At 50.0% G+C, this 25,001-nt stretch carries 27 protein-coding genes, 2 tRNA genes and 1 other annotated feature; of the genes, 3 read left to right on the top strand and 26 right to left on the bottom strand.

All coding sequences use genetic code 11. The features are described from left to right. Positions 1-25 precede the first annotated feature (25 nt). The 20 genes from CZ360_RS07465 to CZ360_RS07380 all read right to left on the bottom strand — a co-directional run bounded on the left by CZ360_RS07465 (position 26) and on the right by CZ360_RS07380 (position 20,746). Entirely contained in the window at positions 26-1,681 is a 1,656-nt protein-coding gene (locus CZ360_RS07465; RefSeq protein WP_143530184.1) for a 2-isopropylmalate synthase, read from the bottom strand. 89 nt (positions 1,682-1,770) lie between these two features. Then, positions 1,771-2,030, bottom strand: a binding site (T-box leader). Positions 2,031-2,164: 134 nt separating this feature from the next. Further along, positions 2,165-2,248, bottom strand: coding sequence for a stage V sporulation protein SpoVM (gene spoVM, locus CZ360_RS14360; RefSeq protein WP_143530206.1), 84 nt, complete (start codon positions 2,246-2,248; stop codon positions 2,165-2,167). Between the two features lie 22 nt (positions 2,249-2,270). Next, on the bottom strand, positions 2,271-2,411 hold the full coding sequence (locus CZ360_RS14045) for a hypothetical protein (RefSeq protein ID WP_159438172.1): 141 nt from the start codon (positions 2,409-2,411) through the stop codon (positions 2,271-2,273). 60 nt (positions 2,412-2,471) lie between these two features. After that, complete coding sequence (locus CZ360_RS07460) at positions 2,472-3,122, bottom strand: thiamine diphosphokinase (RefSeq protein WP_159438170.1); 651 nt, start codon at positions 3,120-3,122, stop codon at positions 2,472-2,474. A 28-nt stretch (positions 3,123-3,150) separates the two neighbouring features. Then, positions 3,151-4,041: a ribosome small subunit-dependent GTPase A gene (gene rsgA / locus CZ360_RS07455; protein WP_077533529.1), complete on the bottom strand. Its 891-nt coding sequence runs from the start codon at positions 4,039-4,041 to the stop codon at positions 3,151-3,153. A 15-nt stretch (positions 4,042-4,056) separates the two neighbouring features. Next, positions 4,057-6,054, bottom strand: a complete 1,998-nt coding sequence (gene pknB, locus CZ360_RS07450) for a Stk1 family PASTA domain-containing Ser/Thr kinase (RefSeq protein WP_077533528.1) — start codon at positions 6,052-6,054, stop codon at positions 4,057-4,059. Between the two features lie 18 nt (positions 6,055-6,072). Then, positions 6,073-6,798 (bottom strand): Stp1/IreP family PP2C-type Ser/Thr phosphatase, encoded by a 726-nt coding sequence (locus CZ360_RS07445; protein ID WP_159438169.1) that lies wholly within the window; start codon positions 6,796-6,798, stop codon positions 6,073-6,075. 2 nt (positions 6,799-6,800) lie between these two features. Next, complete coding sequence (gene rlmN, locus CZ360_RS07440) at positions 6,801-7,841, bottom strand: dual-specificity RNA methyltransferase RlmN (RefSeq protein WP_077533526.1); 1,041 nt, start codon at positions 7,839-7,841, stop codon at positions 6,801-6,803. Further along, a complete protein-coding gene (gene rsmB / locus CZ360_RS07435) occupies positions 7,842-9,179 on the bottom strand; it encodes a 16S rRNA (cytosine(967)-C(5))-methyltransferase RsmB (RefSeq protein WP_159438167.1) in 1,338 nt (445 codons plus the stop codon). Positions 9,180-9,195: 16 nt separating this feature from the next. Continuing rightward, on the bottom strand, positions 9,196-9,897 hold the full coding sequence (locus CZ360_RS07430) for a zinc metallopeptidase (RefSeq protein ID WP_077533524.1): 702 nt from the start codon (positions 9,895-9,897) through the stop codon (positions 9,196-9,198). Positions 9,898-9,911: 14 nt separating this feature from the next. Continuing rightward, complete coding sequence (fmt, locus tag CZ360_RS07425; RefSeq protein ID WP_077533794.1) at positions 9,912-10,838, bottom strand: methionyl-tRNA formyltransferase; 927 nt, start codon at positions 10,836-10,838, stop codon at positions 9,912-9,914. Between the two features lie 73 nt (positions 10,839-10,911). After that, a complete protein-coding gene (gene def / locus CZ360_RS07420) occupies positions 10,912-11,382 on the bottom strand; it encodes a peptide deformylase (RefSeq protein ID WP_077533523.1) in 471 nt (156 codons plus the stop codon). Between the two features lie 18 nt (positions 11,383-11,400). Continuing rightward, positions 11,401-13,872, bottom strand: a complete 2,472-nt coding sequence (priA, locus tag CZ360_RS07415; RefSeq protein WP_077533522.1) for a replication restart helicase PriA — start codon at positions 13,870-13,872, stop codon at positions 11,401-11,403. A 14-nt stretch (positions 13,873-13,886) separates the two neighbouring features. Further along, positions 13,887-15,089 (bottom strand): bifunctional phosphopantothenoylcysteine decarboxylase/phosphopantothenate--cysteine ligase CoaBC, encoded by a 1,203-nt coding sequence (coaBC, locus tag CZ360_RS07410; protein ID WP_077533793.1) that lies wholly within the window; start codon positions 15,087-15,089, stop codon positions 13,887-13,889. A gap of 12 nt (positions 15,090-15,101) precedes the next feature. Further along, a complete protein-coding gene (rpoZ, locus tag CZ360_RS07405; protein WP_324612704.1) occupies positions 15,102-15,320 on the bottom strand; it encodes a DNA-directed RNA polymerase subunit omega in 219 nt (72 codons plus the stop codon). 23 nt (positions 15,321-15,343) lie between these two features. Continuing rightward, on the bottom strand, positions 15,344-15,937 hold the full coding sequence (gene gmk / locus CZ360_RS07400; RefSeq protein WP_077533521.1) for a guanylate kinase: 594 nt from the start codon (positions 15,935-15,937) through the stop codon (positions 15,344-15,346). Continuing rightward, positions 15,930-16,181, bottom strand: coding sequence for an extracellular matrix/biofilm regulator RemA (remA, locus tag CZ360_RS07395; RefSeq protein ID WP_077533520.1), 252 nt, complete (start codon positions 16,179-16,181; stop codon positions 15,930-15,932). Before remA ends, gmk begins: the two co-directional genes overlap by 8 nt. An 83-nt stretch (positions 16,182-16,264) precedes the next feature. After that, on the bottom strand, positions 16,265-17,143 hold the full coding sequence (locus tag CZ360_RS07390; RefSeq protein ID WP_077533791.1) for a YicC/YloC family endoribonuclease: 879 nt from the start codon (positions 17,141-17,143) through the stop codon (positions 16,265-16,267). A gap of 300 nt (positions 17,144-17,443) precedes the next feature. Further along, positions 17,444-18,427 carry an aldo/keto reductase gene (locus CZ360_RS07385; protein ID WP_077533519.1) on the bottom strand — a complete coding sequence of 328 codons (984 nt, stop codon included), beginning with the start codon at positions 18,425-18,427 and terminating at the stop codon, positions 17,444-17,446. 72 nt (positions 18,428-18,499) lie between these two features. Next, positions 18,500-20,746 (bottom strand): transglycosylase domain-containing protein, encoded by a 2,247-nt coding sequence (locus CZ360_RS07380; protein WP_077533518.1) that lies wholly within the window; start codon positions 20,744-20,746, stop codon positions 18,500-18,502. A gap of 314 nt (positions 20,747-21,060) precedes the next feature. Between CZ360_RS07380 and CZ360_RS07375 the strand changes: the two genes are divergently transcribed. After that, positions 21,061-21,411 (top strand): hypothetical protein, encoded by a 351-nt coding sequence (locus tag CZ360_RS07375; protein WP_077533517.1) that lies wholly within the window; start codon positions 21,061-21,063, stop codon positions 21,409-21,411. Positions 21,412-21,701: 290 nt separating this feature from the next. Here the strand turns inward: CZ360_RS07375 and tnpA are convergent, their stop codons facing one another. Next, positions 21,702-22,163, bottom strand: a complete 462-nt coding sequence (gene tnpA / locus CZ360_RS07370) for an IS200/IS605 family transposase (protein WP_077532218.1) — start codon at positions 22,161-22,163, stop codon at positions 21,702-21,704. Between the two features lie 201 nt (positions 22,164-22,364). Continuing rightward, positions 22,365-22,748: a hypothetical protein gene (locus CZ360_RS07365; RefSeq protein WP_077533516.1), complete on the bottom strand. Its 384-nt coding sequence runs from the start codon at positions 22,746-22,748 to the stop codon at positions 22,365-22,367. A gap of 120 nt (positions 22,749-22,868) precedes the next feature. Between CZ360_RS07365 and CZ360_RS07360 the strand changes: the two genes are divergently transcribed. After that, positions 22,869-23,111, top strand: coding sequence for a helix-turn-helix domain-containing protein (locus tag CZ360_RS07360; protein ID WP_077533515.1), 243 nt, complete (start codon positions 22,869-22,871; stop codon positions 23,109-23,111). 101 nt (positions 23,112-23,212) lie between these two features. Here the strand turns inward: CZ360_RS07360 and CZ360_RS07355 are convergent, their stop codons facing one another. Both CZ360_RS07355 and CZ360_RS07350 read right to left on the bottom strand, forming a co-directional pair. Then, positions 23,213-23,797, bottom strand: coding sequence for an HD domain-containing protein (locus tag CZ360_RS07355; RefSeq protein WP_077533514.1), 585 nt, complete (start codon positions 23,795-23,797; stop codon positions 23,213-23,215). A gap of 13 nt (positions 23,798-23,810) precedes the next feature. Next, positions 23,811-24,281: a YbaK/EbsC family protein gene (locus CZ360_RS07350; RefSeq protein WP_077533513.1), complete on the bottom strand. Its 471-nt coding sequence runs from the start codon at positions 24,279-24,281 to the stop codon at positions 23,811-23,813. Between the two features lie 238 nt (positions 24,282-24,519). On the opposite strand from CZ360_RS07350, the gene CZ360_RS07345 reads away from it, so the two are divergent. After that, positions 24,520-24,705, top strand: a complete 186-nt coding sequence (locus tag CZ360_RS07345) for a hypothetical protein (RefSeq protein WP_077533512.1) — start codon at positions 24,520-24,522, stop codon at positions 24,703-24,705. Between the two features lie 69 nt (positions 24,706-24,774). On the opposite strand, the gene CZ360_RS07340 is transcribed toward CZ360_RS07345, so the two are convergent. Both CZ360_RS07340 and CZ360_RS07335 read right to left on the bottom strand, forming a co-directional pair. After that, positions 24,775-24,850, bottom strand: a tRNA-Gln gene (locus tag CZ360_RS07340). Positions 24,851-24,922: 72 nt separating this feature from the next. Then, positions 24,923-24,999: transfer RNA gene (locus CZ360_RS07335), tRNA-His, on the bottom strand. Positions 25,000-25,001: the final 2 nt, after the last annotated feature.

The raw sequence follows: 25,001 nt of genomic DNA, 5'->3' as shown, positions 1-25,001 counted from the left end.
TTGCCTTCCTCCGCCGTTATCCGGGTTATTTCTGCGTCCGGTTGATCGCGCTCAGCAGCGCCCGAATTGAAGCGTCCATAATATCGTTATGCACTCCGGCGCCCCAGCTCATTTTGCCGTTCGCCTCAATGCCTACATAAGCGACCGCCTGCGATTTGGAGCTCTTCTCCAGCGCGTGCTCCGTATATACCTCGACTGTGAAGTCCAGCCCTAAATTTTCTTTGAGCGCATTGCTGACAGCATCCAGGCGTCCGTTCCCAGCGCCTTCCATAACCTTTGTTTCTCCGTTTACAGATATGGTGACTGTTGTCCTGATTTCATCTCCCTGGGCAAAATGGTTTTCAATTAAAGCATACGGCGCAGAGACATTGACATATTCCTTCTTAAAAATATCGTAAACTTCATCCGGCTTTAACTCCTTGTGGAGATGGTCGGATACGCCCTTGACCGTATAGCCAAAATCCTCCCGCATTTTAGCAGGCAGGCTGTACCCAAAATTCTGCTCCAGCAGGTAGCCGATACCGCCCTTCCCGGACTGGCTGTTAATCCGGATGACATCGCTTTCATATTCCCGGCCAATATCATGCGGATCGATCGGCAGGTAAGGTACTGTCCAGTGGTTGCGGTCCTGTTCCTCCCGCCATTTCATTCCCTTGGCAATCGCGTCCTGATGCGAACCGGAAAACGCGGCAAACACCAGTTTCCCGCCATAGGGCTGGCGATCGTAAACCTTCATCCCGGTCATCCGTTCATAGACGTCAACAACCTCCGGCATATTCTCAAAATCCAGTTCCGGGTCAACACCCTGGGAAAACATATTCAGCGCCAGCGTTACGATATCGACATTTCCTGTCCGCTCCCCGTTTCCAAAGAGCGTTCCCTCAATCCGGTCTGCGCCTGCAAGCAGCCCCATCTCAGAATCCGCGACCGCACATCCGCGGTCATTGTGCGGATGCAGTGATACAATGACATTTTCCCGGTATTTCAGGTTATCACACATATATTCCACCTGGCTGGCGTAAACATGCGGCATGGAATGGGAAACCGTTACGGGAAGGTTGATGATTACCTTGTTGTCCGGAGTCGGCTGCCAGATATCCAGCACCGCGTTACAGATTTCCAGGGCAAATTCCATTTCTGTCCCGGTAAAGCTTTCCGGGGAATATTCAAATTTGAAATTTCCCTCGGTATTTTTCGTGTATTCATTCAAGAGCCTTGCTCCGGAAACCGCGATCTCGATAATCTCCTCTTTTGACTTGCGGAAAACCTGTTCCCTCTGGGCAACAGAGGTTGAATTATACAGATGAACCACCGCGTTCTTAGCGCCCTTCAGGGATTCGAATGTCTTTTTGATGATATGCTCCCGCGACTGGGTCAGCACCTGCACTGTCACATCGTCCGGGATCAAATCCTGCTCAATCAACGTTCGCAGGAAATTATATTCCGTTTCTGAAGCAGCCGGAAAACCAACCTCGATTTCTTTAAACCCGACTTTGACCAGGAATTTGAAAAATTCAACCTTTTCATCCAGGGACATCGGAACGATCAGCGACTGATTGCCGTCACGCAAATCTACGCTGCACCAGATCGGCGCCTTTTCAATTGCTTCTTTTTCCGCCCATTTCATACAGGACACAGGCGGCATAAAATACTGCTTTTTGTATTTCTGATAGTTTTTCATATGATTCATCCTTTCCTGATTCGGCCTTGCCGCATTTCTTGGGAAAGCTTTTTTTAAAAAAGAGCATAAAAAAAGCTTTCACCCCTAACAATAGAGACGAAAGACTAAAACCTCCGTGGTACCACTCTAATTCACGTCCAACAGGACATGCACTCATTACCAGATACGAGCATTTCTGCTTTATATCCTCCCGCTGTAACGGCCGGGATCCGTCGCAGCCTACTTAAGGGCAACCTTGTTCAGCGCGCTACTTCAAGGCGAGTTCAGGCATTTTCCGCCGCCGCCTCACACCGTCCGGCAGCTCTCTGCAGGCTTTCAACACCCTACTGATCCTCTTCAACGTATTTAAATTATTGTTATTAGTATACTATATTTATCCGTTTCATTCAACCAGCGAATTATACAATTTCACATATCTATTTTTGTTGAGAATAACGGGCAGACTCGTTGTTCGGCCTGCCCGTTATTCTAATATTATGTAGGCTAAATCCTTTCTTTTTTGATTCCAAACAGCACTTTCAAAATCCCAGATAAAAACTTCGGGCTTTTCCATACAACAACCTTCATGCAAGCTCGCTCCCTTTCAGCATTATGATATGGTTAGGATACCAAGGACAATCAGGATTGCGGACAAAATCAGCAGCAAAGGCTGGAACGCATAGAAAAACAAAGCAACAATCCCCGCAGCAATCAAAGCTTTTCCACGCAGCGGAAGCCATGACCATCGCATCTTTATCCGCCCCCTAAGCCGAAAAAATCAGGCACCCTTTGGTGAGTGCCTGTTATTGCATCATATGCTGCCTTTTTCCGTTTGGTTCCAATCTTTGGATAAAACGACCAGTAAAATCCCATTTTCCACGGAAACAACCGCTTTTTCCCCGCAAACCTCATTGCTCACTCCAAGCGGAAAATTGCTTGTGAGGGTTGCCCGGTCTAACGGGTATGCGGCGCCCTCAATGGTTACGCCCCGGCTTTCCTCGGTCAGCGAGAACAGGGAAAAATAATGGAATCCGCCTTTTTGAATTTCAATCCTTCCATCCTTGATTGCCGTAACTTCATTCTGCGCGTCGCGGATTGTTATCGATATCCCTTCCTGAATACAGCCCATCATCATCTGGACATTCGCGATCGAATGGTCGAACCGTCCGCCCAGCGCGCCATAGACGACAAATCTGGTGTAGCCAAGCTTTCTCCCCTGGGATACCGCGAGATAGAGATCGGTATCATCCTTTTCCGGCTTTACCCGGATCACCTGACTGAAATCGACTTCCTCCCGGTTGGAGTCAAAGTCTCCTACCAGCCAGTCTGGTTTTACGCCGATCCGCTTTGCAAGCTGGTATCCTCCATCCGCGCAGATGACGGTATCCTCTTTTTTCACATCAACCTGAATCCAGTCAGTATCCTCTACCGGCGCCGCGCCGAAAATATAACATGTTTTCATCGAATCTTCCTTTACGTCCTTCGTAGTCCTACCTCGGCAGCTCCCATTCCTTGATCTGCTTTGCCTCCTCATACAGCGCCTTGTAGCTCTCATGGCGGGTAGTCTCAATTTTCCCTTCCGCCAACGCCTCCAGCACCGCGCATCCCTTTTCCACTGTATGAGAGCAGCCGGTAAACCGGCAATGATCCCGGTAGGGCGCAAATTCACGGAAGCAGTACTGTAGCTCGTCCTTGAAGATAATATCATAACGGGTCAAATCCATGGTACTGAATCCCGGCGTATCCGCGACATAAGCGTCCAGCTCTTCCAAACGGTAGAGCTCTACATGGCGGGTCGTATGCCGTCCCCGGCCCAGCTTTTGGCTGATGTCCGCAGTTTTGATCCCCAGGCTTGGCTCAATTCGATTGAGAAAGCTCGATTTTCCCACTCCGGTATTTCCGGTAAAGGCACAAATTTTCCCCCGGAGCAGCTCTCGTACTTCCCCCAAGTCGGACTCTTCCAGATTATTAACGATGCAGACCGCAAATCCGGCGTTCTCATAAATCCGGCGCAGTTCATCCGCAGGCGCCAGGTCACTTTTGGTGATAACTAATACCGGCTCAATTTCCTTATGCTCGCTCATTGCAATAAATTTGTCAATCACCAGAAAATTGGGCTGCGGCTCACAGACGGAGACAACAATAAACAAACGATCCAGATTCGCCAGCGGGGGACGGACAATATAGTTCTTCCTCGGCAGGATTTCAGTGACAACACCCTTCCCCTGCGCGTCTGTTTCAATTTTCACCCGATCCCCGACTGCGGGCGAGATTCCATCCTTCCGGAACACACCGCGCGCCCGGCATTCATACAAAACCTTCTCGGAGGTTTCCACATAGTAGAAACCTCCGAGCGCTTTCATAATTAATCCGTTACTCATCAATCAATCTCACCATTAATCCTCGCTGACAGTGCTTTCCGGCTCTGAGGACGATTCCGGTGCCGAAGACGATTCCTCTGGTTTCGAGGATGGCTCTTCCGGCTTCGGAACAGCCTGGTATCCGCCGACAGAGGCGGTTCCGTTCTTGAAGTCAACCGTCCCGCTTGCATAGGCGTTGCCGTTAGCGGTAATCGTCAGCTGACCGGTCTTGGACGATTTTCCTTTCACTGTGAAATTCCAAGTTCCATTCTTGGCAGAGGTGGTTGCCACCTGTTTTCCGTCCAGGTAAGCGACAAAGTCCGCCTTCTTGCCGGAATTATTATGGATTTCAACAGAAACCTTTACTTCAACCTCAATACCATTGCCGTTGCTGACCTCCAGCGTGATGCTGGTGCCTTCCAGGACGACACTGCCCTTGGCCATGCTCTGGCCGACAACCGTACCCTTTGGCTTATCGCTGTCCACTTCCGTGGTTCCGCCGCAGACCAGGTCGTTCGACTCAAGCTCTGCTTTTGCCGCAGATACGCTCTTTCCAATCAGGTTCGGCACCGTAACCTCTTTCGTCGGAGAACCGGAGCTGACATATACCTTGACTACTTCGCTCTTTTTCGTTTCCGTATTGGCTGCCGGGTCTGTTTTAATGACCTTTCCAACCTCAACCTCCCGGTTGAAGAGGGAAACAACAGTAGTTGTAAAGCCGGAATCCTCCAGCATCTTAACGGCTTCATCCTCGGTTTTTCCGGTAACATCAGGCACTACGCCTGTATTCAGCCCAGAGCTAACGACAACCTTGATTTTATAGCCGTCTTTTACTAATTTGTCCTTTTCCGGGGTTTGTTCACAGATAATTCCGGCTTCATATTCGTCGCTCAGTTCTTCCTTTTCCTTCACAATCTCAAAGTGATCCGTATACTCTGTATTGGTAATGACCTTCTCGTATTCCAATCCGACCAGGTTTGGGACGATGACGTCCTCTTTCGGGTTATTCAGCGCGCTGAAGAAAATAATCAGCGCAATCACTGCGATCACAACAAAAGCCCCTGTTACCGCGAGCAGAATCTGCATCGTCGGAGAGATCCGTTTTTTTACGACAATCTCGTCGACATCTGCATATTTCGGATCAGTTGTATCAAAATAATTTTCCGAATCATCATCCGTAAAATACTTATACTCAAATAAAATGCTCGGATTGCGTTTAAACTCGTCAATATCCCGCAGCATCTCGGCTGCCGTCTGATAACGGAGATCCGGATCCTTTTTCATCGCGCGGACCACAATTTCCTCCAGCCCTTCCGGAATCTGGTCATTGAGGCTGCGCGGCGCGGGCGCCTCGGCCTGCATCTGCTTCACTGCAATTGCAACTGGGCTTTCCCCGTCAAAGGGCAGCTTCCCAGTCAGCATTTCAAACATCATGACGCCAACGGAATAAAGGTCTGTTCTTTCATCGGTAACCTCGCCGCGCGCCTGCTCCGGGCTGATATAATGAACCGAGCCGATTGCCTTTTCAGAAACAGTCCGCCCATTGTCCCGCGCAAAGCGGGCGATCCCGAAGTCCATGACCTTAACGGTTCCGTCCTGCAAAAGCATTACGTTCTGCGGCTTGATATCTCTATGGACGATTCCATTATCATGCGCATGCTGCAATGCCCTCAGGATTTGAACGGTAAAATGCACCGCTTCTTTCCAGCCAACGACACCCTGCTGTTCAATGTATTCCTTCAGGGTAATCCCATTGACGTATTCCATGACAATAAACTGAACCCGGTCACCAAAGCTTACGTCAAAAATTTTGACAATATTGGGGTGGGAAAGCACCGCAATAGCCTTGGATTCATTCCGAAAGCGGCGTTTAAAATCTTCATTGGTAGAATATTCGTCCTTCAGGATTTTAACGGCGACAATTTTATCCTCCATAAGGTCATAGGCCTTATAAACGTCTGCCATGCCGCCAATCCCAATCAATTCCCTGATTTCATACCGACCGTCCAAACGTTTCCCGATAAATTTATTCAAGCTATTCACTCCTTTTGATTATAGGATCACGACTGCTGTAATATTGTCAAGCCCGCCATTTTCATTGGCCTGATCAATCAGCCGATCACAAATTTCATTCGGATTTTCTGTGATTACAATTTCCTTGATCGTCTCGTCATCACAGGTATTGGTAAGCCCATCGGAGCAAAGCAAAAGCGCAGCGTTCGCAATATGGCTGACCTCTATATAATCAATATCCACAAAGCAGCTGATCCCGATTGCGCGGGTAATCATATTTTTCTGCGGATGATTGTTCACTTCCTCGGGTGTAATTTTCCCCTGCTCCAATAAGGTCTGAACAAGGGAGTGGTCTTTGGTGAGCTGATGGATTTTTCCATCGCGGATCAGGTATACCCGGCTGTCGCCTACATGGGCGATATATGCCTTTTCTCCGGAAACAACCGCCAGCACGACGGTAGTTCCCATTCCGATATACTGCTTGTCCTCCAGCGATTTGTCATATACCGCTACATTGCCTTCGCTCACCGCAGAGACAATGATATTTTTATAGTCCTCATCATTCAGGCCAGGCTTGAGGTGTTCCATTAAATGACGGCCGATTACGTCGCTCGCAACACCGCTCGCGATGTTGCCGCCGTTTTCACCGCCCATTCCATCGCAAACTAATCCAAAGCCAAGATTTTCGCTGATAGAACAAATCTTGAACTCATCCTGATTGGTAGCACGATGGCGCCCGATATCGGTTTTTCCATAGATCAACAAACTTATCTCACCTCTGACAGATTCTCTCTTCGCAGCTGGCCGCATGCAGCATTAATATCGCTTCCCAGCGTCCTGCGCACTGTGGCGTTGATTCCCCGCTTCATCAATTCCTTCTGGAAACGGTAAATATTCTGGCGCTCTGTTTTCTCAAATGAGGTTTCCTGCACCTCGTTAACGGGGATCAGGTTAACGTGGCACAATTGACCCTTAAGCAGGCAGGCCAGTTGCTCCGCGTCCTTTACACTGTCATTCTTCCCTTTCATCAGCGCATACTCAAAGGAAATTCTCCTTCTTGTTATCTTACTATAATTTTTGCAGGATTGCAACAGCCGCCCGATCGGGTACCGCCGGTTGACCGGCATAATCTCATTTCGCTTTTCATCAGTACAAGCGTGAAGCGAGATGGACAGCGTCAGTCCCAGGTCAAACGCCGCAAGCTCATCAATCTTTTCCGCCAGCCCGCAGGTGGAAAGGGAAATATTACGCATACTAATATTAGCACCATACGGAGAATTTATCAACTCTAAAAAACGGGTTGTATTCTCAAAATTATCCAGCGGCTCCCCAATTCCCATCATGACAATATGGGAAATCCGCAGGTTTTGATCCTGTTCCGTCTGGTAAATCTGGTCTAGAATCTCACTGGGCAGGAGGTTTCTCACAAATCCGGCCTTGGTGGAGGCACAGAATTCACATCCCATTTTACATCCCACCTGCGAGGAAACACAGACACTGTAGCCATGCTCATATTTCATCAGCACAGTTTCTACGCTCTCCCCATCCTCCAGGCCGTAGAGGTATTTTACGGTTCCGTCAAGCCGGGAAACAAGCCTTCTGCGTATCTCTGCTCCCGGAAGCCGGCATTCGTCTGCAAGCTTTTCCCGGAGCGCCTTCGGCAGGTTCGACATCTCTTCAAAGCCGCGCGCCTTTTTGACATGAATCCAATCGAACACCTGACCCGCGCGAAACGCGGGTTCACCCCGCTCTTTCAGGAAGGCTTTCAGCTCAGGCAGGGTAAAGGACTTGATATCAATTTTTTTCATCTAAACGTCCCTTTCTGAAACCCGTTCAAACAGCGCCGTGAAAAAGCCGTCACTGTCGGTTACATGAGGAAAAAAGGTTGCCATATTGCCTTCCACCCTTCCGATTTTCTCCCATTCCGTCAATGGGACAGGTGCAAACTGCGGGTTCTGTTCCAGAAACCATGCCGCGACCTCCTCGTTCTCCTCCCGGCTCAGCGAACAGGTGGAATAGAGAAGCCTGCCGCCCGGCTTCACATACCGCGACCCATTTTGGAGAATCGCCTTTTGAAGCTCCGGCAGCCCTTTCAGGCTTTCCGGCGGCTTATATTTGATTTCCGGCTTCCTCCGGATTACGCCCAGCCCTGCGCAGGGCACGTCGCAGAGCACCCGGTCGGCTTTAGGAAGCTCCTTCCGGAATTTCGCCGCGTCGGACACCTCCGCCCGGATACTCTGAATTCCCAAGCGCCGCGCGCCCTCTTCAATCAGAACCTTCCGATGCGGATGCAGGTCAAACGCTAAAATTTCACCCTGATCCTCCATCCACTGCGCAATAGTAAAGGACTTGGAACCCGGCGCGGCGCAGAGGTCATAGACCGTCATGCCGGGCTTTGCGTTAAGAAGCTTTGCACAAAACTGGGATGACGCATCCTGTACATAAAACAGCCCCTGCTGAAACTCGGGCAGCCCGGCCAGACTTCCGCTGTTTTTAATCTGCCAGCAGTGTGCAATATACGGGTTCTCTTCCATCTCTATTCCGCGCGCGGACAGCCGTTTTACCAGCTCATCGTCCGTTGTTTTCAGGGTATTCACCCGGATAGACAGAGGCGGACGTCCCAAAGAGGACCGCGCCAATTTTTCCGCCGTTTCCTCGGAATATTCCTCCGCCCATTTCCGAATCAGCCATTCCGGGCAGGAATAAGCAAGTCTCCAACGCTGGAATTTATTGTCACCATCCAGCCTTGTCTCCTTTCCATCCCGGATAAACGCCCGCAAAATCGCATTCACCATTCCCTTTGCGCTCGCCTTTTTGGCGTAATAGCAGAGGGATACGGTTTCGTTCACTGCCGCGCGGTCTGGGATATGGTCAAATCCAGTTAGCTGGCAGAGCCCCATCTTGAGGATTACTGCCACCTCAAGATCCAGTTTCTCGCTTTTCCGCTTTGAATACTGGTCGATCACCGCGCAGAAGGTCAGATCGCGCTCCACCACCCCATAGAACAGGGCGGAGGCAAGAGCGGCGTCCTCCTGAGACAGGCTTCTCCGTCCAAGCGCCCGGTCGAGCGCAATCGAGGAATAGCTCCCATCCCGATACACCTGGCAGAGTGCGTCAAAGCAGAGTTGTCTTGCATTTTTTGCCATAACGGCTCCTTTTTCGTTAGTCATTTCTTCGGTTTGCAAGCAAAATCAGGCGGAGAAGCTGCGCAACTGCAGTCAGCAATGCGGCGACATAGGTTAGCGCTGCCGCAGTGAGCATTTTCTTCGCTCCGTTATATTCGGCGCCATCCTCCAGGATGTGCTCGTCGGTAATGGTTCTCAGCGCCCGGGAGCTTGCATTGAATTCTACCGGCAGGGTAACAAGCTGAAACACTACCACAACGGTAAAGAGCAGGATTCCCACCGTCACAAGGACAGAGGATCCCATGAAAAGCCCAATAATCGCAAGCGGAAAGGCCAGCGTAGAGCCAATCTGGGTAATCGGGACAATCGCCGTCCTCAGCTTGATCGGGAAATATCCTACATTATGCTGGATAGCATGCCCGCATTCATGCGCCGCAACACCAATCGCCGCAACTGAAGTGGAGTTGTAAACCGTGTCGGACAGCCGCACCACGCTTTTGGACGGATCAAAATGGTCGGTCAGGGAACCGGCTACCCGCTGTATCTGAACATGATGCAGCCCGTTGGAGTCGAGGATAAAGCGCGCTACCTGGTAACCGGTATAGCCGCGCACATTCCCGATCCGGCTGTATTTGTTAAACGATGATTTCACGTTAATCTGCGCGATGGTTGCAATCAACAGCGCAGGGACAACCAGAATCAGATAGTAGGAATCAATATAAAATCCAAAAAAAGGCATTCGTCACCAATCCTTTATTCGCCCAGGCGGGTTCCTTTTTCCACTTTATGCCCGCGCAGGAAATCTTCACTCTTCATTCGTTTGGAGCCCTCATACTGTACTTCTGAAAGGCAGACGGCAGTCTGTTCTCCGCAGCCTACAATCAGCCGTTTTTCATCCAGTACTTCTCCGCAGCCGCCATGATATCCATCCGCCAGCTCACTGCGGTAGATCTTCAGCCGCTTTCCATGCAGGATAGTCGACGCGCAGGGCCAGGAGGACAACCCCCTGATCTGGTTATGCACCAGCCTTGCAGGTCTGGTAAAGTCGATTGCTGAAAGCTCCTTTGAGAGCATCGGCGCATAACAGGCTAGGCTGTCATCCTGCTTCTGTGGATTCAGCGCTCCGGCTTCCAGCGCTTCGAGTGTTTCAGTCAGCAGCTTTGCGCCAATTACCGAAAGCCGGTCATGCAGCTCGGAGGCCGTCTCGTTTTCCCCAATTGTCGTTTTGGCTTTGAGAAGCATATCCCCGGTGTCCAGTCCTTCCGCCATATACATCGTGGTAACGCCGGTTTCTGTTTCCCCGTTCAGGACACACCACTGGATCGGTCCCGCGCCCCGGTATTTCGGGAGCAGGGAAGCGTGGACGTTAATGCAGCCATATTTCGGTAATTCCAGAACCGCCTTTGGCAAAAGCTTTCCATAGGCTACCACAACGATTAAATCCGGGCTTAGCTCCCTTAACGGAGCGACTCCGTCCTCGGTTTTCAAGGTCGCAGGCTGATAAACCGGCACCCCATACCGTCCGGCTAGTTGCTTCACCGGCGGCGGCAGTACCTTATGCCCCCTCCCTTTCGGCTTATCCGGCTGGGTAAATACCCCGCACACCTCATGAGGAGAGTCCAGCAGCGCCTGCAAACAGGGCACCGCAAAATCCGGAGTACCCATAAATACAATTCTCATTCTTGCAAAGGTTCCTTTCCGGCGCCGCTTTATCATACAGCGCCCTCAGTCAGCGGGTTTCCTCCCGCCCTTTTTATTCTTCCTCTTCTTCTTTGATTTCAACCATCTCTTCTGCAATATCCTTAAAAATTCGGCCGGAAAGATGGTCAATTTCATGGCAGAATGCCCGCGCCAGCAGTTCTTCCCCCTTGATGGTGAATTCCTTTCCATTGCGGTCCTGCGCGGCAACCTTTACCTTGGCCGGACGGGTTACGCGCCCATACTGTCCCGGACAGGACAGGCAGCCTTCCACATCGGTCTGTTCGCCCTTTTCCGAAACGATCCTTGGATTAATCAGTTCAATCAGGCCCTCGCCGACATCAATCACAACGGCCTGCCGCAGAATTCCTACCTGAACGGCTGCCAGGCCGACGCCGTTTGCCTGATACATGGTTTCTGCCATATCATCCAGCAGATCCCATAGCTTTTGGTTAAAATCCGTCACTGGTTTTGACTTCTTCCGGAGGATTTCGTCATCCTCCAGGCAGATGGTTCTTAGTGCCATAGTTTTATATTCCTTTCTCTATGCATTCATATCGCCGTTAATGTCAGCATATACCGAAATCCGGCGAAAACTTTTTTCTTCTCCGGCCAAACGGAAGCACCGCTTTAAATATGTCCGAAAGGTGCTGTTGCTCCGGCATTTCACAATGATCTTCTCCCTGTATTTCCCACTCATTTTATACATCACGGCCTTCACCGGCCCCATTGCCTGAAACGAGAGAGATTTTTCACCAGGCTTCACCTGCTCCCGCATCAGTACAGCGAACCGCTTTGCCGCGGCGCTGACGCCCTGGGGATCTGCCCCGCTGAAGCTGATCGTACAGATATCGCAGAATGGCGGATACAACAGCACCCGCCGGCTTTCCAGCTCATCCTGGTAGAAGCTGTCATAATCCTGCCGGGCAGCGAAATTCAGTACCGGGTGCTCCGGCAGATAGGTTTGAATATAAGCCCTGCCATTTTTATCCGCCCTGCCGCTTCTCCCAACCACCTGGGTAATCAGTGAGAACACCCGTTCCACTCCCCGATAATCCGGAGCATAAAGCCCGGCATCCGCATTCAGTACACCCACCAGCGTCACATTCGGGAAGTCCAATCCTTTTGCGATCATCTGAGTTCCCAGCAGGATATCGTAATCTCCATTTCGGAACGCGTCAAATTTCTCACTGTAAGCATACCGGGAATAGGTGGTGTCAGTATCCATCCTAAGTATTCTCGCCTGCGGAAAAAGCTGTCCCAGCTCATCCTCCAGCTTTTGCGTACCCATCCCGGTCAGCTTCAAATGCTTCCCCGAGCAGGTCGGGCACTCCTTAGGCTGCCGTACCGAGTATCCGCAGTAATGGCACATCATATAGCCGTTATCGCGATGGTAGGTCAGCGCCGCGTCGCAATGCGGGCATTTTACCGCTTCGCCGCAGTCAATGCACTGCATCGCCGTCTGGTAGCCCCGCCGGTTGATAAACAGGATTGTCTGCTCCCCGCGCTCCAGGTTCCGTCTGATCTCCTGCTGCAGCATCCGGCTCATCGAGGAAAGGTTCGCATGGCGTTCCTCTTCCTTCATATCTACCAGGTACACCTCCGGAAGCCGGGCGGAGGCGTACCGTTCCTTTAACTCAAAATAATGGTATTTCCCCTGCTGCGCCTTGTACCGGCTCTCGACAGACGGCGTCGCTGACGCCAGCAACAGCAGGGCGTTGTGCGCGACGCATCGAAGCTTCGCCACCTCGCGGGCATGATATCTCGGGGAGGCGTCTGATTTGTAGGAGGCTTCCCCCTCCTCATCCATAATGATGATCCCAATCCGCTCAAACGGTGCAAACACCGCGCTGCGCGTCCCCACAACAATACTCGCCTTTCCGTCCCGAATCCGCTTAAATTCGTCCAGCCTCTCACCCAGCGAAAGACCTGAATGCATCACCGCGACCTGGTTGCCAAACAGTCCTTTAAACCACGCGACCATCTGCGGCGTCAGAGAAATTTCCGGCACCAGCATCAGCGCCTGTTTTCCATCCTGTATCACTCGCTCGATCAGCTTTAAAAAAACCTGGGTTTTTCCGCTCCCCGTCACACCGTACAGGAGCGCCGCCCGGGGCTTCTCCTCCCGGCGCAGGCTGTCAATCCCGGCAAACACCTCCTGCTGTGCCGCAGAAAGAGAGATATCAGACAGCGATATATGGGAAGTATTCCCTTCCTCCGGGATTCTATATACCATCTGCTGCGTCCAGACACAGATTTCTTTCTGCACCAGCGTCCGCAAAACGCCTTCACCCACGCCGCAGAAATACATCACTTCTTTTTTTGTAGCAGTAATATTCTGTTCCAGAAAGGAAACAACCTCACTCTGCTTTGGGGTCAGCTTGCATTCCAGGCCGCCGGCATACCTGTCGCTCAGCCGCAGGAGGGCAATATTCTTGTCAGAAACCCTCTGCCTTGCCAAGTCGGACACCTGTATCCAACCGTTCTGAACCAAGCTGTCCAACGCCTGTTTATACCGGAGGCTGCTCTCCTGGGCGCTCAGATATTCGTCCAGCTCCCGCGTGCTTCTCGCTTTCTTAAAAAAAGCAAGCAGACTGCGCTGCTCAAAGCTAAATCCAGCCAGCTCCTCTTCCGCCAATGCCCTGACAAGACGGTATTCCTGCGAAAGATTCATATTCAGCCCATTGGGCAGGATTGTTTTCACAGCATCATAAAAGGTACAAAAGGTATTCGCTATAAGAAATTCCGCGATCCGGAACATTTCGCCGGTAAAGACCGGCTCCCGGTCAATCTGGAGCAGAATAGGCTTCAGCCTTTCCTGTACCGTTTCTTCCCGGAAAACCTCTATGACCATCCCCAGCCGTCTCCGGTTGCCGTTCCCAAACGGAACCGCAACCCGGCAGCCGCGCCCGAGCGTCCCGGCGATCTCTTCCGGCACAAGATAATCAAAGGGTTTGTCAAAATGATAAACCGCTTTGTCTACATATACCTTCGCAATCAACCGTTTTTCAGCCAAGCGTATTCCTCCGATTATTGTTCCATTGATTTCAGTTCGTCAAGCAGCGCGTGCGCCACCTTTTCCTTACTCATTTTAGGAAGCGGCCGTTCCGTATTTTCGCTGATCAGGGTCACAATATTTGTTTCCCCGCCGAAACCGGCGCCCTCTTCCTTCAGGCTGTTCGCCACAATCAGGTCGGCATGCTTGCGCAAAAGCTTTTCCCTGGAATGCTCCAGCACCTGTTCTGTTTCCATTGAAAAGCCGCACAGAAGCTGCCCGCCTCTTTTATGCTCCCCCAGATACTGGAGGATATCTGCTGTTGATACAAGCGCGATTTCGGAAGAAGCCTTCCCCTGTTTCTTGATCTTTTCGGGTGCCTGCTTTGCCGGAGTGAAATCCGCCACCGCCGCCGCTTTAATAATCCAGTCCATCTGCGGCGCATATCGTTTGACAGCTTCAAACATCTCACCCGCGCTGACTACCGGCACCGTCTTTACGCCGTAAGGCGGCTCAATCCCCACCGGCCCGCTGACCAGCGTCACCGCCGCGCCGCGCAGATGGGCCGCTTTCGCAATCTCATACCCCATCTTTCCGGTGGAATGATTGGACAGAAACCGTACCGGGTCAAGCGCCTCCTGCGTAGGACCCGCCGTTACGAGAATTTTTTTCCCGGAAAGGTCTTTTTCACAGGCAATCTGCCGCATCAGCTCCATATAGAGCACCTCTGTTTTGGGAAGGCGGCCTTTGCCGACGTCCTTACAGGCAAGCACTCCGGATTCCGGCTCGATCACCCGATAGCCCAGCTCCCGGAGCGTTTTCAGGTTTTTTTGTGTTGCGGGATGCTCATACATCGCCGTATTCATCGACGGAGACACCAGCACCGGGCATTTCATCGCCAGAACGGTGGTGGTCAGCATATCATCCGCCAGGCCGTTTGCGAGCTTTGCAACCAAATTAGCGGTAGCCGGCGCGAGCAGCGCGGCATCCGCCCGCTTTGCCAGGGATACATGCTTCACGTCCCATTCAAAATCCCGGGCAAAGGTATCGGTGATACACTTGTTCCCAGTTAAGGTTTCAAAGGTGAGCGGCGTGATAAACTCGGCGGCGTTCTTGGTCATCACAACATGGACGTCAAACCCTTCCTTTGTGAGCCTGCTCGCCAAGTCTGCGATTTTGTAGGCGGCGATCCCGCCGCTGATCCCAAGCACCACTGTTTTCTGGTTATCCAAACGAATCACCTCCGAGGACTATTCCAGTTCGTCTCCAATTCCTTCCGGCTCTGCCAGCTTGAATTTCCCCTTGGCAAATTCATCCACTGCAATCTGAACCGGCTTTTCCAGCAGTTCCTGGTGGTTTTCCTCTGCGTCCTCCGCGATCTGGCGCGCCCGCTTTGCAACCGCTACAACCAGAGAATAATAGCTCTCTCCATTTTTTAAAATTTCTGTACTGGCTGGTCTGTGCATCATAATCTTTTCTCTCCTCTCAACATTTACCCAATCAATTCACTCATCCGGCAGGAACGGTTCTGTTCCGCCCGGATGATCGCGGCGATATCCTTCACCGCTTCAGATACCTTATCATTCACAACAACATAGTCATAATCCTTGGCCAGGTTCATCTCATCTACCGCAGCGGCAAGACGGCGCTTTACCGCCTCCTCATCCTCTGTCTGCCGGTCTACCAGACGGCGTTCCAATTCTGCCAGGCTCGGCGGCATAATGAAGATTGAAACTGCCTCCGTACAGGATTCCATCACCTGCTTCGCCCCCTGTACCTCTATTTCCAGGATGACATGCTCCCCGCGCTCCAGCCGGTCGAAAACCGGCTTTTTCGGAGTACCGTAGCAATTTCCGCAATAGCAGGCATATTCGAGCATCCCGTCCTGGGAAACCTCGCGGTCAAATTCCTCTTTGCTCAGGAAAAAATAATTGACTCCATCTTCCTCCCCCGGCCTCGGGGCGCGGGTTGTCGCGGAGACAGAATAGAAAATATTCGGTTCTGCCGCCAGCAGCTCCTTTAAAACAGTTCCCTTCCCGCACCCGGAGGGGCCGGAAAGGATTAGCAATAATCCCTTTTTATTCATCCTCGTCCTCATCCTCGTCCAAACGGTTTGCCACAGTCTCCGGCTGGATTGCCGACAATACGACATGGTCGCTGTCCATAATGATCACAGCGCGCGTCCGCCGCCCATAGGTTGCATCAATCAAAAATCCCTTGTCCCGCGCCTCCTGGATAATCCGCTTAATCGGAGCGGACTCCGGGCTGACAATCGCGATCAGCCGGTTTGCGGATACCATGTTTCCAAATCCGATGTTGATCAGTTTCATCGCTGTTTCATTCCTTTCTGCTGTTCCGGGGAACTGTGCCGGTTTTCCTTTGCCGGAGACTTTTCCAATTACAGTCCTTCCATCTATTCAATGTTTTGGATCTGCTCCCGGATTTTTTCAATCTCCGATTTGATTTCCACCACCATACCGGTGATTTCTATATCCTGTGCCTTAGAGCCGATGGTATTGGTTTCGCGGTTTAACTCCTGCACCAGGAAATCGAGCTTTCTGCCAACCGCCTGGTCGGTTTCCAGCAACTGGTAGAATTGCTTTAAATGGCTTTTCAGGCGGACTGTTTCTTCATCTACCGCGATCTTTTCGGAATAAATCGCCGCTTCCAGCAGCAGGCGCTGTTCGTCAACATTTTTATCCTGCAGCACCTCCTGCATCTTGGCGGTCAGACGTTCCCGGTAGTTTGCCACTGTCTGCGGGGAACGCGCCTCAATCTGGGAGACGATCTCCTCAATGTGATGCAGCTTTTCCAGCACATCAGCCTTAAGGCGTTTCCCCTCTGTTTCCCTCATAGCAATAAAGTGGTCAACCGCTTCCTGTGCTACAACCTGCACATCGGCCCAGACCGCCTCTTCATCCTCCGCCGCCTTGCGTACCGAAAAGATATCCCCAAACCGCGAAATAGAGGAAAGGGACAGGTCGTCAAGCAAGCCAAATTCATCCTTCAGTTCTCTCAGCGCCTCAATATATCCCTGCGCCAGAGACTTATTGATCTCAACCTCCGATTCCTTCCCTTCAATGGTAAACACTGTGACGTTTACGTCTACCTTTCCGCGGGACACCTTGGACTGCACGAAAGATTTCATCTTTTCTTCCAGATATCCATATACCCTGGGAATTCTGGCAGAAAACTCAAAGAACCGGTGATTCACCGAGCGGATTTCCACCGAAATATCCCGGCCGTTTCGAATCTGCTGGCAACGGCCATAGCCCGTCATACTTCTTATCATGATGCTCATTACCCGCCTTTGCTTTTATAAAGGCTTCCCTTTCTGAAGGCCGGCAAAACATCTCTGCAGGCTTTCGACATCCTTCTTCCCTACCCCAGAGAAGCTGCTTTTTGCAGCAGGACTCAAAAACAGCGATATGCCGGCTCTCTTTATCAGCCTGGAATAACAGGCTCTTCTTCTGTATTATTTTACCATACTTTTCCGCAAAACAATACAGTTCGTTCACAAAAAATTAACAAATAACAAGATATATTCAGATTATAGACCAGCTAACCCTGGTTTTACCCTGTTTGGGACAGCTTATTTCTCCTCCAGCCAGTTAACCTCCTCTTGAGAGAGGACAAAATCCTGTGCTGACATACTGTCCTCAAGCTGCGCAATGCTGGAGCAGCCCACAATAGCACCCGTTTCAAGCTGCTGGCTGGTGAGATAGGCAACCGCAATCACCGCCGGGCTGACATGATATTGCCTGCTCAGCTCCATCAAACGGTTAAAACGCTCTAAATTCATTTCCCGGTTTTCCGGGCTTAAAAAGCGCTGCCTGATCTTGGCAGGCAATTCCTCCTCCTTCATCTTTGCCAGCTTAGAGAAAAAGCCCTTCGCCTGAGCGTTGTAGGCCATCACCGGGACATGATGCCGCAGATAGTCCGCTCGGATTTGATCCGTCATGCAAACAAGGGTGTCATCTCCCCAGGTCTGCGGTGTGCAGGCTGCCAGCGACCACTGGATCTGGCTTGCCGAAAAGCCGAGCTTTCCGGCCCGTTTGGCATAGGTGTTTGCCTCCAAAAGGCGCTCCGTCGTCCAGTTGGAAACGCCAAAGCATCGTACCAGCCCCTTGTCAGCAAATTCGTTTAAGGTATCCACAATTTCTTCTACCGAGGTAGAAAGATGGTCGCGATGCAGCCAGTAAAGGTCAATATAATCCGTCTGCAGAGCGTCGAGGCTTTGCTCCAGATCATACCATAAATCCTTTCGTCCCAAACGTCCTGCTTCCATCTGTCCATAGGGCGGATGCCCGCCCTTGGTGGAAAGCACGAGCTGTTTGCGGACGCCGGTTCGTCTCAGCCATTCCCCAATCACCTTTTCGCTCGGATAACGGTCCTCCGGCGCAAGATTTGAATAGATCCGCGCGGTGTCCAGACATCTGCCGCCCAGTTCAAAATACCGATTCATCTGCCGGTAACCTTCAGCATGGTCGTCCATATTGCCGAGATATGTTGTTCCTAAAATTACCCTTGAAACCTCGAGGGCGTCCCGTTCGTTCTGAATCTGAAATGTTCTCATTGCAGTCTCCCTTCCTGTCCGTTACAAAAAAGGAGACAGAAGCACCTGCTGCCCCCGTCTCCTTTGCTTAAATTACTCGTCGTCTGATTCGGTATCTTCGTCGCTCTCAGTCGTATAGTGGCTCATCGTACAGGTTCCGGGGAGATTGGATTTTTTATAATATCCAACCTTGGTGCTTCCGCAGCCTGACCCCGCCAGCATACCGCTGACCGTACAATACCGTTTTTCTACTACCTCGCTGTCATCCAGATCAAAATCAGCGTTGTCATAGTCCTTCAGCAGGTCTGTCATAATATCCTTATAAACCGTCTGCGGCTTATAAACCTTATTTTTGATGCTTCGTTCCTTCTTTGTTGTATAGGTCTCGTCGTTCTGGTCGTAGCCGAAGCGGATTGCCATGACATAATACGGGTTCAAACCAACAAAGGAAAACTCAAGGTTATCATCGGAGGTACCGGTTTTACCCGCAATGGTAAAGCGGTTCATCCTTGCCTGCCGGCCCGTCCCATTGGGCGCCTCGATGACCTGCTGCATCATCTTATTCATAATATAGGCGCTGCTGGCGTCGATTGCGTAGCTGTTCTCCGGTTCATTTTCCAGCAGTACTTTTCCGTTGATATCTACAACCTTGGTGTAATATTTCGGAGTATTGTAATTCCCGTTGTTGCCGAAGATCGCATAGGCCGCGCAAAGCTCATCCAGCTTGACCCCCCGCTCGGTCATACCCAGAGTCAGGTTTTCTGAACGGTCTATCCCATCCCCCAAGGTCGAGATATGCAGGTTATCCTTTAAGAAATTATAGCAGTAGTCAATCCCCAGGCGCTGCATCAGCTCAACCGGAATGGTGTTCTTAGATACTATGAGGGCGTCTACAGTCGACAGGCCCTTTCTCGTCCAGTAGTCCTCATAGTTGCCCGGCCAGTCTTTTCCATTGATTTTTTTCTTCGGTTCGTCCACCAGCATGCTTGACCAGGTGATCAGGTCAGAGTTAATTGCCGGCGCGTAGGTTGTGATCGGTTTCATGGCAGAACCTGCGGAACGGACGTCGTCAGTCGCGCGGCTCAAAACAAGATTCCCTTCCTTTTCATTCCGGCTCCCGACAACAGCCTGGACATTCCCCTGGTAGTCCATAATAATCCCCGCGCCTTCCGGCGGATGCTCGAGCTTAGAGCCAAAGAAATTACTGTCGTCAAGGAAATATTCCTCCAGGTAATTCTGCATGTCAATCTGGCAGGAGGTATAAATTTTCAGACCGCCGCCGTTGACCTTCTCCTTTGCCTCCGATTCAGTCATACCGCACTGATCCTGCAGATCCTGAATAACCTTTTTAACGGTTGCGTCGACATACCAGTTATAGATCTTATTATCTGATTCCAGAACCTTTGAATCCTCGCCCTTCCGGTCCATGACCGCAATTTCTTCATTTAAAGATTCCTCATACTCTTCCTGGGTTATGGTGTTAAATTCCAGCATCTTGCTCAGTGTATAAGCGCGGCGCTCCTTGTTCCGTTCCGGATTTGCCATAATATTGATATTATTCGGCGACTTGGTAGTTGCCGCAAGGCTAGCCGCCTCCGCATAGGTCAGCTCAGAAACATCCTTGTCAAAATAATATTCCGAAGCAGCCTGCACCCCATAGTTCCCGTTCCCGAGGTCAATATAGTTAAGGTAAGCCTCCAGAATCGCTTTTTTCGGATTATGCCGCTCAAGCTGGAGCGCTCCTAAAATTTCACGGATTTTGACGTCAATCGTCCGGTTATCAAAATCGCGGTTAATATTCTTAATAAGCTGCTGGGTGATGGTCGAACCGCCCTGGCTTGCGTCCTGCTTCAGCGCCAGCTTTAAGAAGGAAGAAAGGGTACGCCCCCAGTCCACGCCCTCGTGATCCATAAAGCGCTGGTCTTCGGTATAGACAAACGCGTCCTGCACATGCTGCGGAATCTTGTCCAAATCCACCCATTCTTTTCTTCCGCTCAGATGGAGACTCTGCATGGCTTTTGCATTGCCTTCGGAATCCAGTCCGTAAACAGTCGAAGTGGAATAAACGTCCAGTTCGTTCAGGTCGATGCCTGTATCGGAATCCACATATTTCATGACAAATACAGTCAAAGCGGTTCCCAGGATACAGCAGATAATCAGCAGAATCAGGCAGATGGTTAAAAACACCTTCCCAATGCTGAAAACAACCGATTTGGCAGCACGTACACCCACCGGCCCGCGCTTGTGGCGGATAACCGGTTTCTTTGCTTCAGCTTCACGGTATTCGGAGCCGCGCATCACCTTTTTCTGCGGCTTTTTCTGATTGCCGTTTGTACTCATAAGCAGTATGATCCTCCTTGCCCTGTTTCACATATCATATAACGAAAGCGAATTTACTATCTTTACATTTTTTCATACGTTTTGATTATATCATAATTTTTATGTCCTGTTAAGTCAAAATTTTTGAAAATCAGAGATTCTGTATAATTTTCCCTATTTTGCGCAAACTAGGGGTAAACAATTCACAGAAGGAAGCCGTGCGGAAAAGATTTTTCCCGCCTGCTTCCCTGCCGCCTCAATTCCGGCTTGCCGGAAACGGCATGATATTCCAAGGGCTTGTGAATATTCTTTGCAAACCTTGAGAAAGGAAGCCTTTGCAAAACAAAGGCATGGTAATGATTATGAATAAAACCTCTCTCCGAATCCTCTTAATTGGCTCCGGTGTGGTTGTGACCGGCATTGTTCTGATTCTGGCCTTCACACTGTTTTCTCCAAAAGAACCGGCAAGCCCGGCCGCTGAATCTACAGCCGCGTCCTCCGGCTACCTCCTGAAGGAATATGACGGGAGAATCGCGCTTTACGCCCTTCCCGAAACTACACCAAGCCAAATTTTTGATATTTATGTCGATTCTCTCCCAGAGGCAGATATCGCCCGCCTCCAATCCGGAATTCCGGCAGACACCCTCGAACAGGCAGAGGAATATCTGGAGGATTTCGACAGTTGACCTTTAGTGTACAGAATCAATGTGAGAGCTTTATGAACATCCTGTAAAATATCGTAAAATATAACAAATTCCGAGCAAATACTTTCCTTATAAAAAGAAAGCTTCAAGGAATTGCTGTCCATCATCATTTTGCCCCTTTCCTATCTACGCAATCATAACCACCCGTCAAACGGGTGGTTTGCTCGCCCCTATAAGGGGCAGATACCGACCAGCGCCTAAAGACGCTGGCTTTCTCTTTGTTCAAGCCTATTGCCTTTGCCGCTTTTGCCGCCCCTTAAAGGGCGTTCGTACTACCTGCTACCCTTAAAAGGGTCTTCATACTCTTTTACACTCAATTTATCCAGTGCTATATCGTGCTTTTCCTGTTCCTCTATGTATTTCCGTATGGTTGCCTCATTGAGTCCTACTGTACTTACATAGTACCCCTCTGCCCAGAAATGTCTGTTCCCATACTTATACTTTAGATTTGCATGTTTATCAAACATCATCAACGCACTTTTTCCTTTCAAGTATCCCATGAAACTTGACACACTTATTTTTGGTGGTATACTTAAAAGCAGATGTACATGGTCAGGCATCATATTTCCTTCCAGTATTTCTACTCCTTTGTATTTACACAGTGTTCTTATGATTTTCTGCAAATCCACTCTATACTGTCCGTATATCGCTTTTCTTCGGTATTTCGGTATGAACACTATGTGGTACTTACACATCCATTTTGTGTGTGATAAACTGTTTGTTTTATTTGCCATTAAAATCACCTTTCTTTTTTTGCAATAAGCTTGAACATCTTATTGTACCACGAAAGGTGATTTTTTTGGTTTAACCTTTTGTTTCCCACCCGCATAGCGGGTGGTTTTCTGTTTCGTGCCGCTGGCACTCAACCGTCTAAAGACACTAATAAAAAAAGGTGTGCTGCAAATTTGCAGCACACCTTTTTCGGTTCCATACAGTTATTCTGTCGCAAGCGCCATATAAGCGTCAGTAATTTTAGCGGCTTCTTCCTCATAAATCGCTGTCAGCTTTTCCGCCCATTCCTGATATACGCTGTCTTCATCATTGTTCTTCAGCTTGATTTCCGCCATTTTAGCCGTTCCCTCTGTCGAAATTTCAGCCAGCTCAGATATTTTTTGCTCAGAAAGCTCAGCCAACTTATTAGGATCACCGTCCAAATCTGCCGCTTCCTCCTGAAATTCCTCTACCAGAGTCGGAGCCTTATCTTGAATTTTTGAGGAGTAGTCATCAAGTACCTCTTGATAGGTAGCGGCACCGCATCCTGTGAGAACGAGCGTCAGGATCATCAAAGCAGAAATTACAGACAAAAAATGCTTTTTCATAAATTATACCCTTCCTTTCATAAAGTTTTCATCATTGTAACACATAAGTATTCATTTGTCAACATATGTATTCATAAATTTGTTTTTTCCAGCATAAAATATAGTTTGGAGGTGGTGTCTATGTATATTCCTACGCTTGACGCGGCTTTAGTTGGTAAAGTGATTGCCTATTACAGGATGAAAAGCGGTGTTTCTCAAGAAGTGCTCAGCGGTTTGGCAGATATCGGGCGCAGCCATTTAAGCGCAATTGAGAGAGGTAAAAGAAAGCCTACATTAGAGACCTTATACCGAATATGTACAGCCTTAAATATAAAGATGAGTACCGTAATTCAAAAATTGGAAGAAGAATTGGAAATGCAGTAAGACAAAGGCCGCCTATTTAAATCATCGCGGGCGTTTGGCTTCTTACGAAAACAGGGCGGATAGCTTACAGCTATCCGCCCTGTTTTTGGCGTGTCTGTCTTTTACTTTTCTTTGCCCTCCAGAAAATAGGTAGCCTCCATGTCCGCTGTGCAGAGCGCAAAGCTTAAAGGAAACTGCTCAAAGGAAGCGCCGACGTTGCGGATATCCTCCGTGCCGGAAAAGCCCATATGATACCGGATAGCGAAGGCCTCCTCCCTGCTGAGACGCATAAATCCGGAAATAATATAAACCGATTTTTCTCCGTGCCCATATGGCATCCTGTCATCGTATTCAAAGGTGTCAACCGTCCTCCAGACGCCGTCCTCCTTGACATTCCTCGTTCCGGGACGATAGCAGTTGATTTTGCATACGTCATGCAGCAGTGCGGCCACAGCGACCGTCTCCTCTGTATACTCCATTCTGTAAACCGACCGAACCCGCTCCCTGGAAAGATAATCCTTTAGACAATGATAAACATTTACGGAATGCTCCACCAGCCCGCCCGCGTAGGAGCCGTGAAATCTGGTTGAAGCAGGGGCGGTAAAGAAATCGCTCTGCGGAGACAAAAGATACTCCAACAGCTTGTCCGCGCCGTCCCGCTTCACATAAGTTCGATACAATTCCAAAAATTCTTCTTTATAGTCCATGTGCTCTCCTCCGTTATTTCCAGCTTTTACAGACGTCGACCCAGCCGGCGCAGCCCGAATACCGCTCAAGCTCCAGGATGGTCAGCTCTATCGCGCTGTTGCTGCTGCCACAGGCAGGAAAAACGGTTTCAAAGCGTTTCAGGGATTCATCCAGGTATACTGGCACCCCATCATTCACCGCAAACGGGCAGACTCCCCCGACCGCATGACCGACCTTTTCCTCTACCTCTCCGCCGGGAATCATCTTTGCCTTGGTATGGTAGGCCGCTTTAAATTTCGCATTATCCACCTTTGCATCTCCCGCCGCTACAATCAGGATACACCGGTCGGGAAGCTGAAAGGAAAGTGTTTTGGCAATTCGTTCCGGTGCACACCCAAGCGCCTGCGCCGCCAATTCTACCGTCGCGGAGGAAACGTCAAATTCCTGGATTCTGTCGGCAATTCCCTCTTCCGCAAAATATGCTCTCACTCGTTCTATTGACATAGCAATACAAACTCCTTTTGTGACTTGATTTATTATCGTTTATCATACCATATTTCTGAAGTTGGGTCAAAGCCCTTCACAAAGTTGTTTTTTGAAGAAATCACAGGAGATTGAAATGTTTGGGAACGATAGCCAAAACCCAAGTCAGTACCTGCATCTATTAAGACAGGCACTGGCTTAGGTTTTGTATAAGCATCTGCTTCGCAGCCAATACTGAAATTATATGGAGGTGGTCAATATGAACTTAGATTCTTTGCCATTAGGCCTTGGGATGGCACTGGCACAACGCCCAGACGCAATGGAATGCTTTTGCAGCATGACAGAACAGCAGCAGGCAGAAATTATTGAACAAGCGCACCATGTCGCTTCCAGGAAAGAGATGAAATCGCTAGTCAGCAAGCTAGTCTCTGACAGTTCACAATAAAAAAGAAACGCATCAAAACAGCAAAGGCCCGCGCCACAAAATGTGGAGCGGGCCTTTGCTGTGTATCATTGGTTGGGCTAGTTGGATTCGAACCAACGGAATGCTGGAGTCAAAGTCCAGTGCCTTACCGCTTGGCTATAGCCCAATATGGAAACCAATCCCAGATATAAAAAAAGCCAGAACACTTTCGTATTCCAGGGCATCTGGTAAAAAATAATGGGGTGGGTAGAGGGATTCGAACCCTCGGTCTCCAGGACCACAATCTGGCGCTTTAACCGACTAAGCTATACCCACCA

It is taken from the genome of Massiliimalia massiliensis (assembly GCF_900155615.1).
Taxonomy (GTDB): Bacteria; Bacillota; Clostridia; order Oscillospirales; family Ruminococcaceae; genus Massiliimalia; species Massiliimalia massiliensis.
Note: the sequence above shows the minus strand (reverse complement) of the source record. Positions and strands in the feature narration are given on the sequence as shown.

What these genes read in the sequence shown, in the direction of transcription:
- spoVM (WP_143530206.1), bottom strand. Translation starts at nt 2,248, where the DNA reads ATGAAGGTTGTTGTATGGAAAAGCCCGAAGTTTTTATCTGGGATTTTG.
- CZ360_RS07460 (WP_159438170.1), bottom strand. Translation starts at nt 3,122, where the DNA reads ATGAAAACATGTTATATTTTCGGCGCGGCGCCGGTAGAGGATACTGAC.
- rpoZ (WP_324612704.1), bottom strand. Translation starts at nt 15,320, where the DNA reads ATGATGCACAGACCAGCCAGTACAGAAATTTTAAAAAATGGAGAGAGC.
- rlmN (WP_077533526.1), bottom strand. Translation starts at nt 7,841, where the DNA reads ATGAAAAAAATTGATATCAAGTCCTTTACCCTGCCTGAGCTGAAAGCC.
- CZ360_RS07360 (WP_077533515.1), top strand. Translation starts at nt 22,869, where the DNA reads ATGTATATTCCTACGCTTGACGCGGCTTTAGTTGGTAAAGTGATTGCC.
- CZ360_RS07365 (WP_077533516.1), bottom strand. Translation starts at nt 22,748, where the DNA reads ATGAAAAAGCATTTTTTGTCTGTAATTTCTGCTTTGATGATCCTGACG.
- CZ360_RS14045 (WP_159438172.1), bottom strand. Translation starts at nt 2,411, where the DNA reads ATGCGATGGTCATGGCTTCCGCTGCGTGGAAAAGCTTTGATTGCTGCG.
- CZ360_RS07345 (WP_077533512.1), top strand. Translation starts at nt 24,520, where the DNA reads ATGAACTTAGATTCTTTGCCATTAGGCCTTGGGATGGCACTGGCACAA.
- remA (WP_077533520.1), bottom strand. Translation starts at nt 16,181, where the DNA reads ATGAAACTGATCAACATCGGATTTGGAAACATGGTATCCGCAAACCGG.
- CZ360_RS07465 (WP_143530184.1), bottom strand. Translation starts at nt 1,681, where the DNA reads ATGAAAAACTATCAGAAATACAAAAAGCAGTATTTTATGCCGCCTGTG.
- CZ360_RS07350 (WP_077533513.1), bottom strand. Translation starts at nt 24,281, where the DNA reads ATGTCAATAGAACGAGTGAGAGCATATTTTGCGGAAGAGGGAATTGCC.
- fmt (WP_077533794.1), bottom strand. Translation starts at nt 10,838, where the DNA reads ATGAGAATTGTATTTATGGGTACTCCGGATTTTGCGGTGCCCTGTTTG.
- def (WP_077533523.1), bottom strand. Translation starts at nt 11,382, where the DNA reads ATGGCACTAAGAACCATCTGCCTGGAGGATGACGAAATCCTCCGGAAG.
- CZ360_RS07380 (WP_077533518.1), bottom strand. Translation starts at nt 20,746, where the DNA reads ATGAGTACAAACGGCAATCAGAAAAAGCCGCAGAAAAAGGTGATGCGC.
- CZ360_RS07385 (WP_077533519.1), bottom strand. Translation starts at nt 18,427, where the DNA reads ATGAGAACATTTCAGATTCAGAACGAACGGGACGCCCTCGAGGTTTCA.
- rsgA (WP_077533529.1), bottom strand. Translation starts at nt 4,041, where the DNA reads ATGAGTAACGGATTAATTATGAAAGCGCTCGGAGGTTTCTACTATGTG.
- gmk (WP_077533521.1), bottom strand. Translation starts at nt 15,937, where the DNA reads ATGAATAAAAAGGGATTATTGCTAATCCTTTCCGGCCCCTCCGGGTGC.
- CZ360_RS07390 (WP_077533791.1), bottom strand. Translation starts at nt 17,143, where the DNA reads ATGATAAGAAGTATGACGGGCTATGGCCGTTGCCAGCAGATTCGAAAC.
- CZ360_RS07430 (WP_077533524.1), bottom strand. Translation starts at nt 9,897, where the DNA reads ATGCCTTTTTTTGGATTTTATATTGATTCCTACTATCTGATTCTGGTT.
- tnpA (WP_077532218.1), bottom strand. Translation starts at nt 22,163, where the DNA reads ATGGCAAATAAAACAAACAGTTTATCACACACAAAATGGATGTGTAAG.
- rsmB (WP_159438167.1), bottom strand. Translation starts at nt 9,179, where the DNA reads ATGGCAAAAAATGCAAGACAACTCTGCTTTGACGCACTCTGCCAGGTG.
- CZ360_RS07355 (WP_077533514.1), bottom strand. Translation starts at nt 23,797, where the DNA reads ATGGACTATAAAGAAGAATTTTTGGAATTGTATCGAACTTATGTGAAG.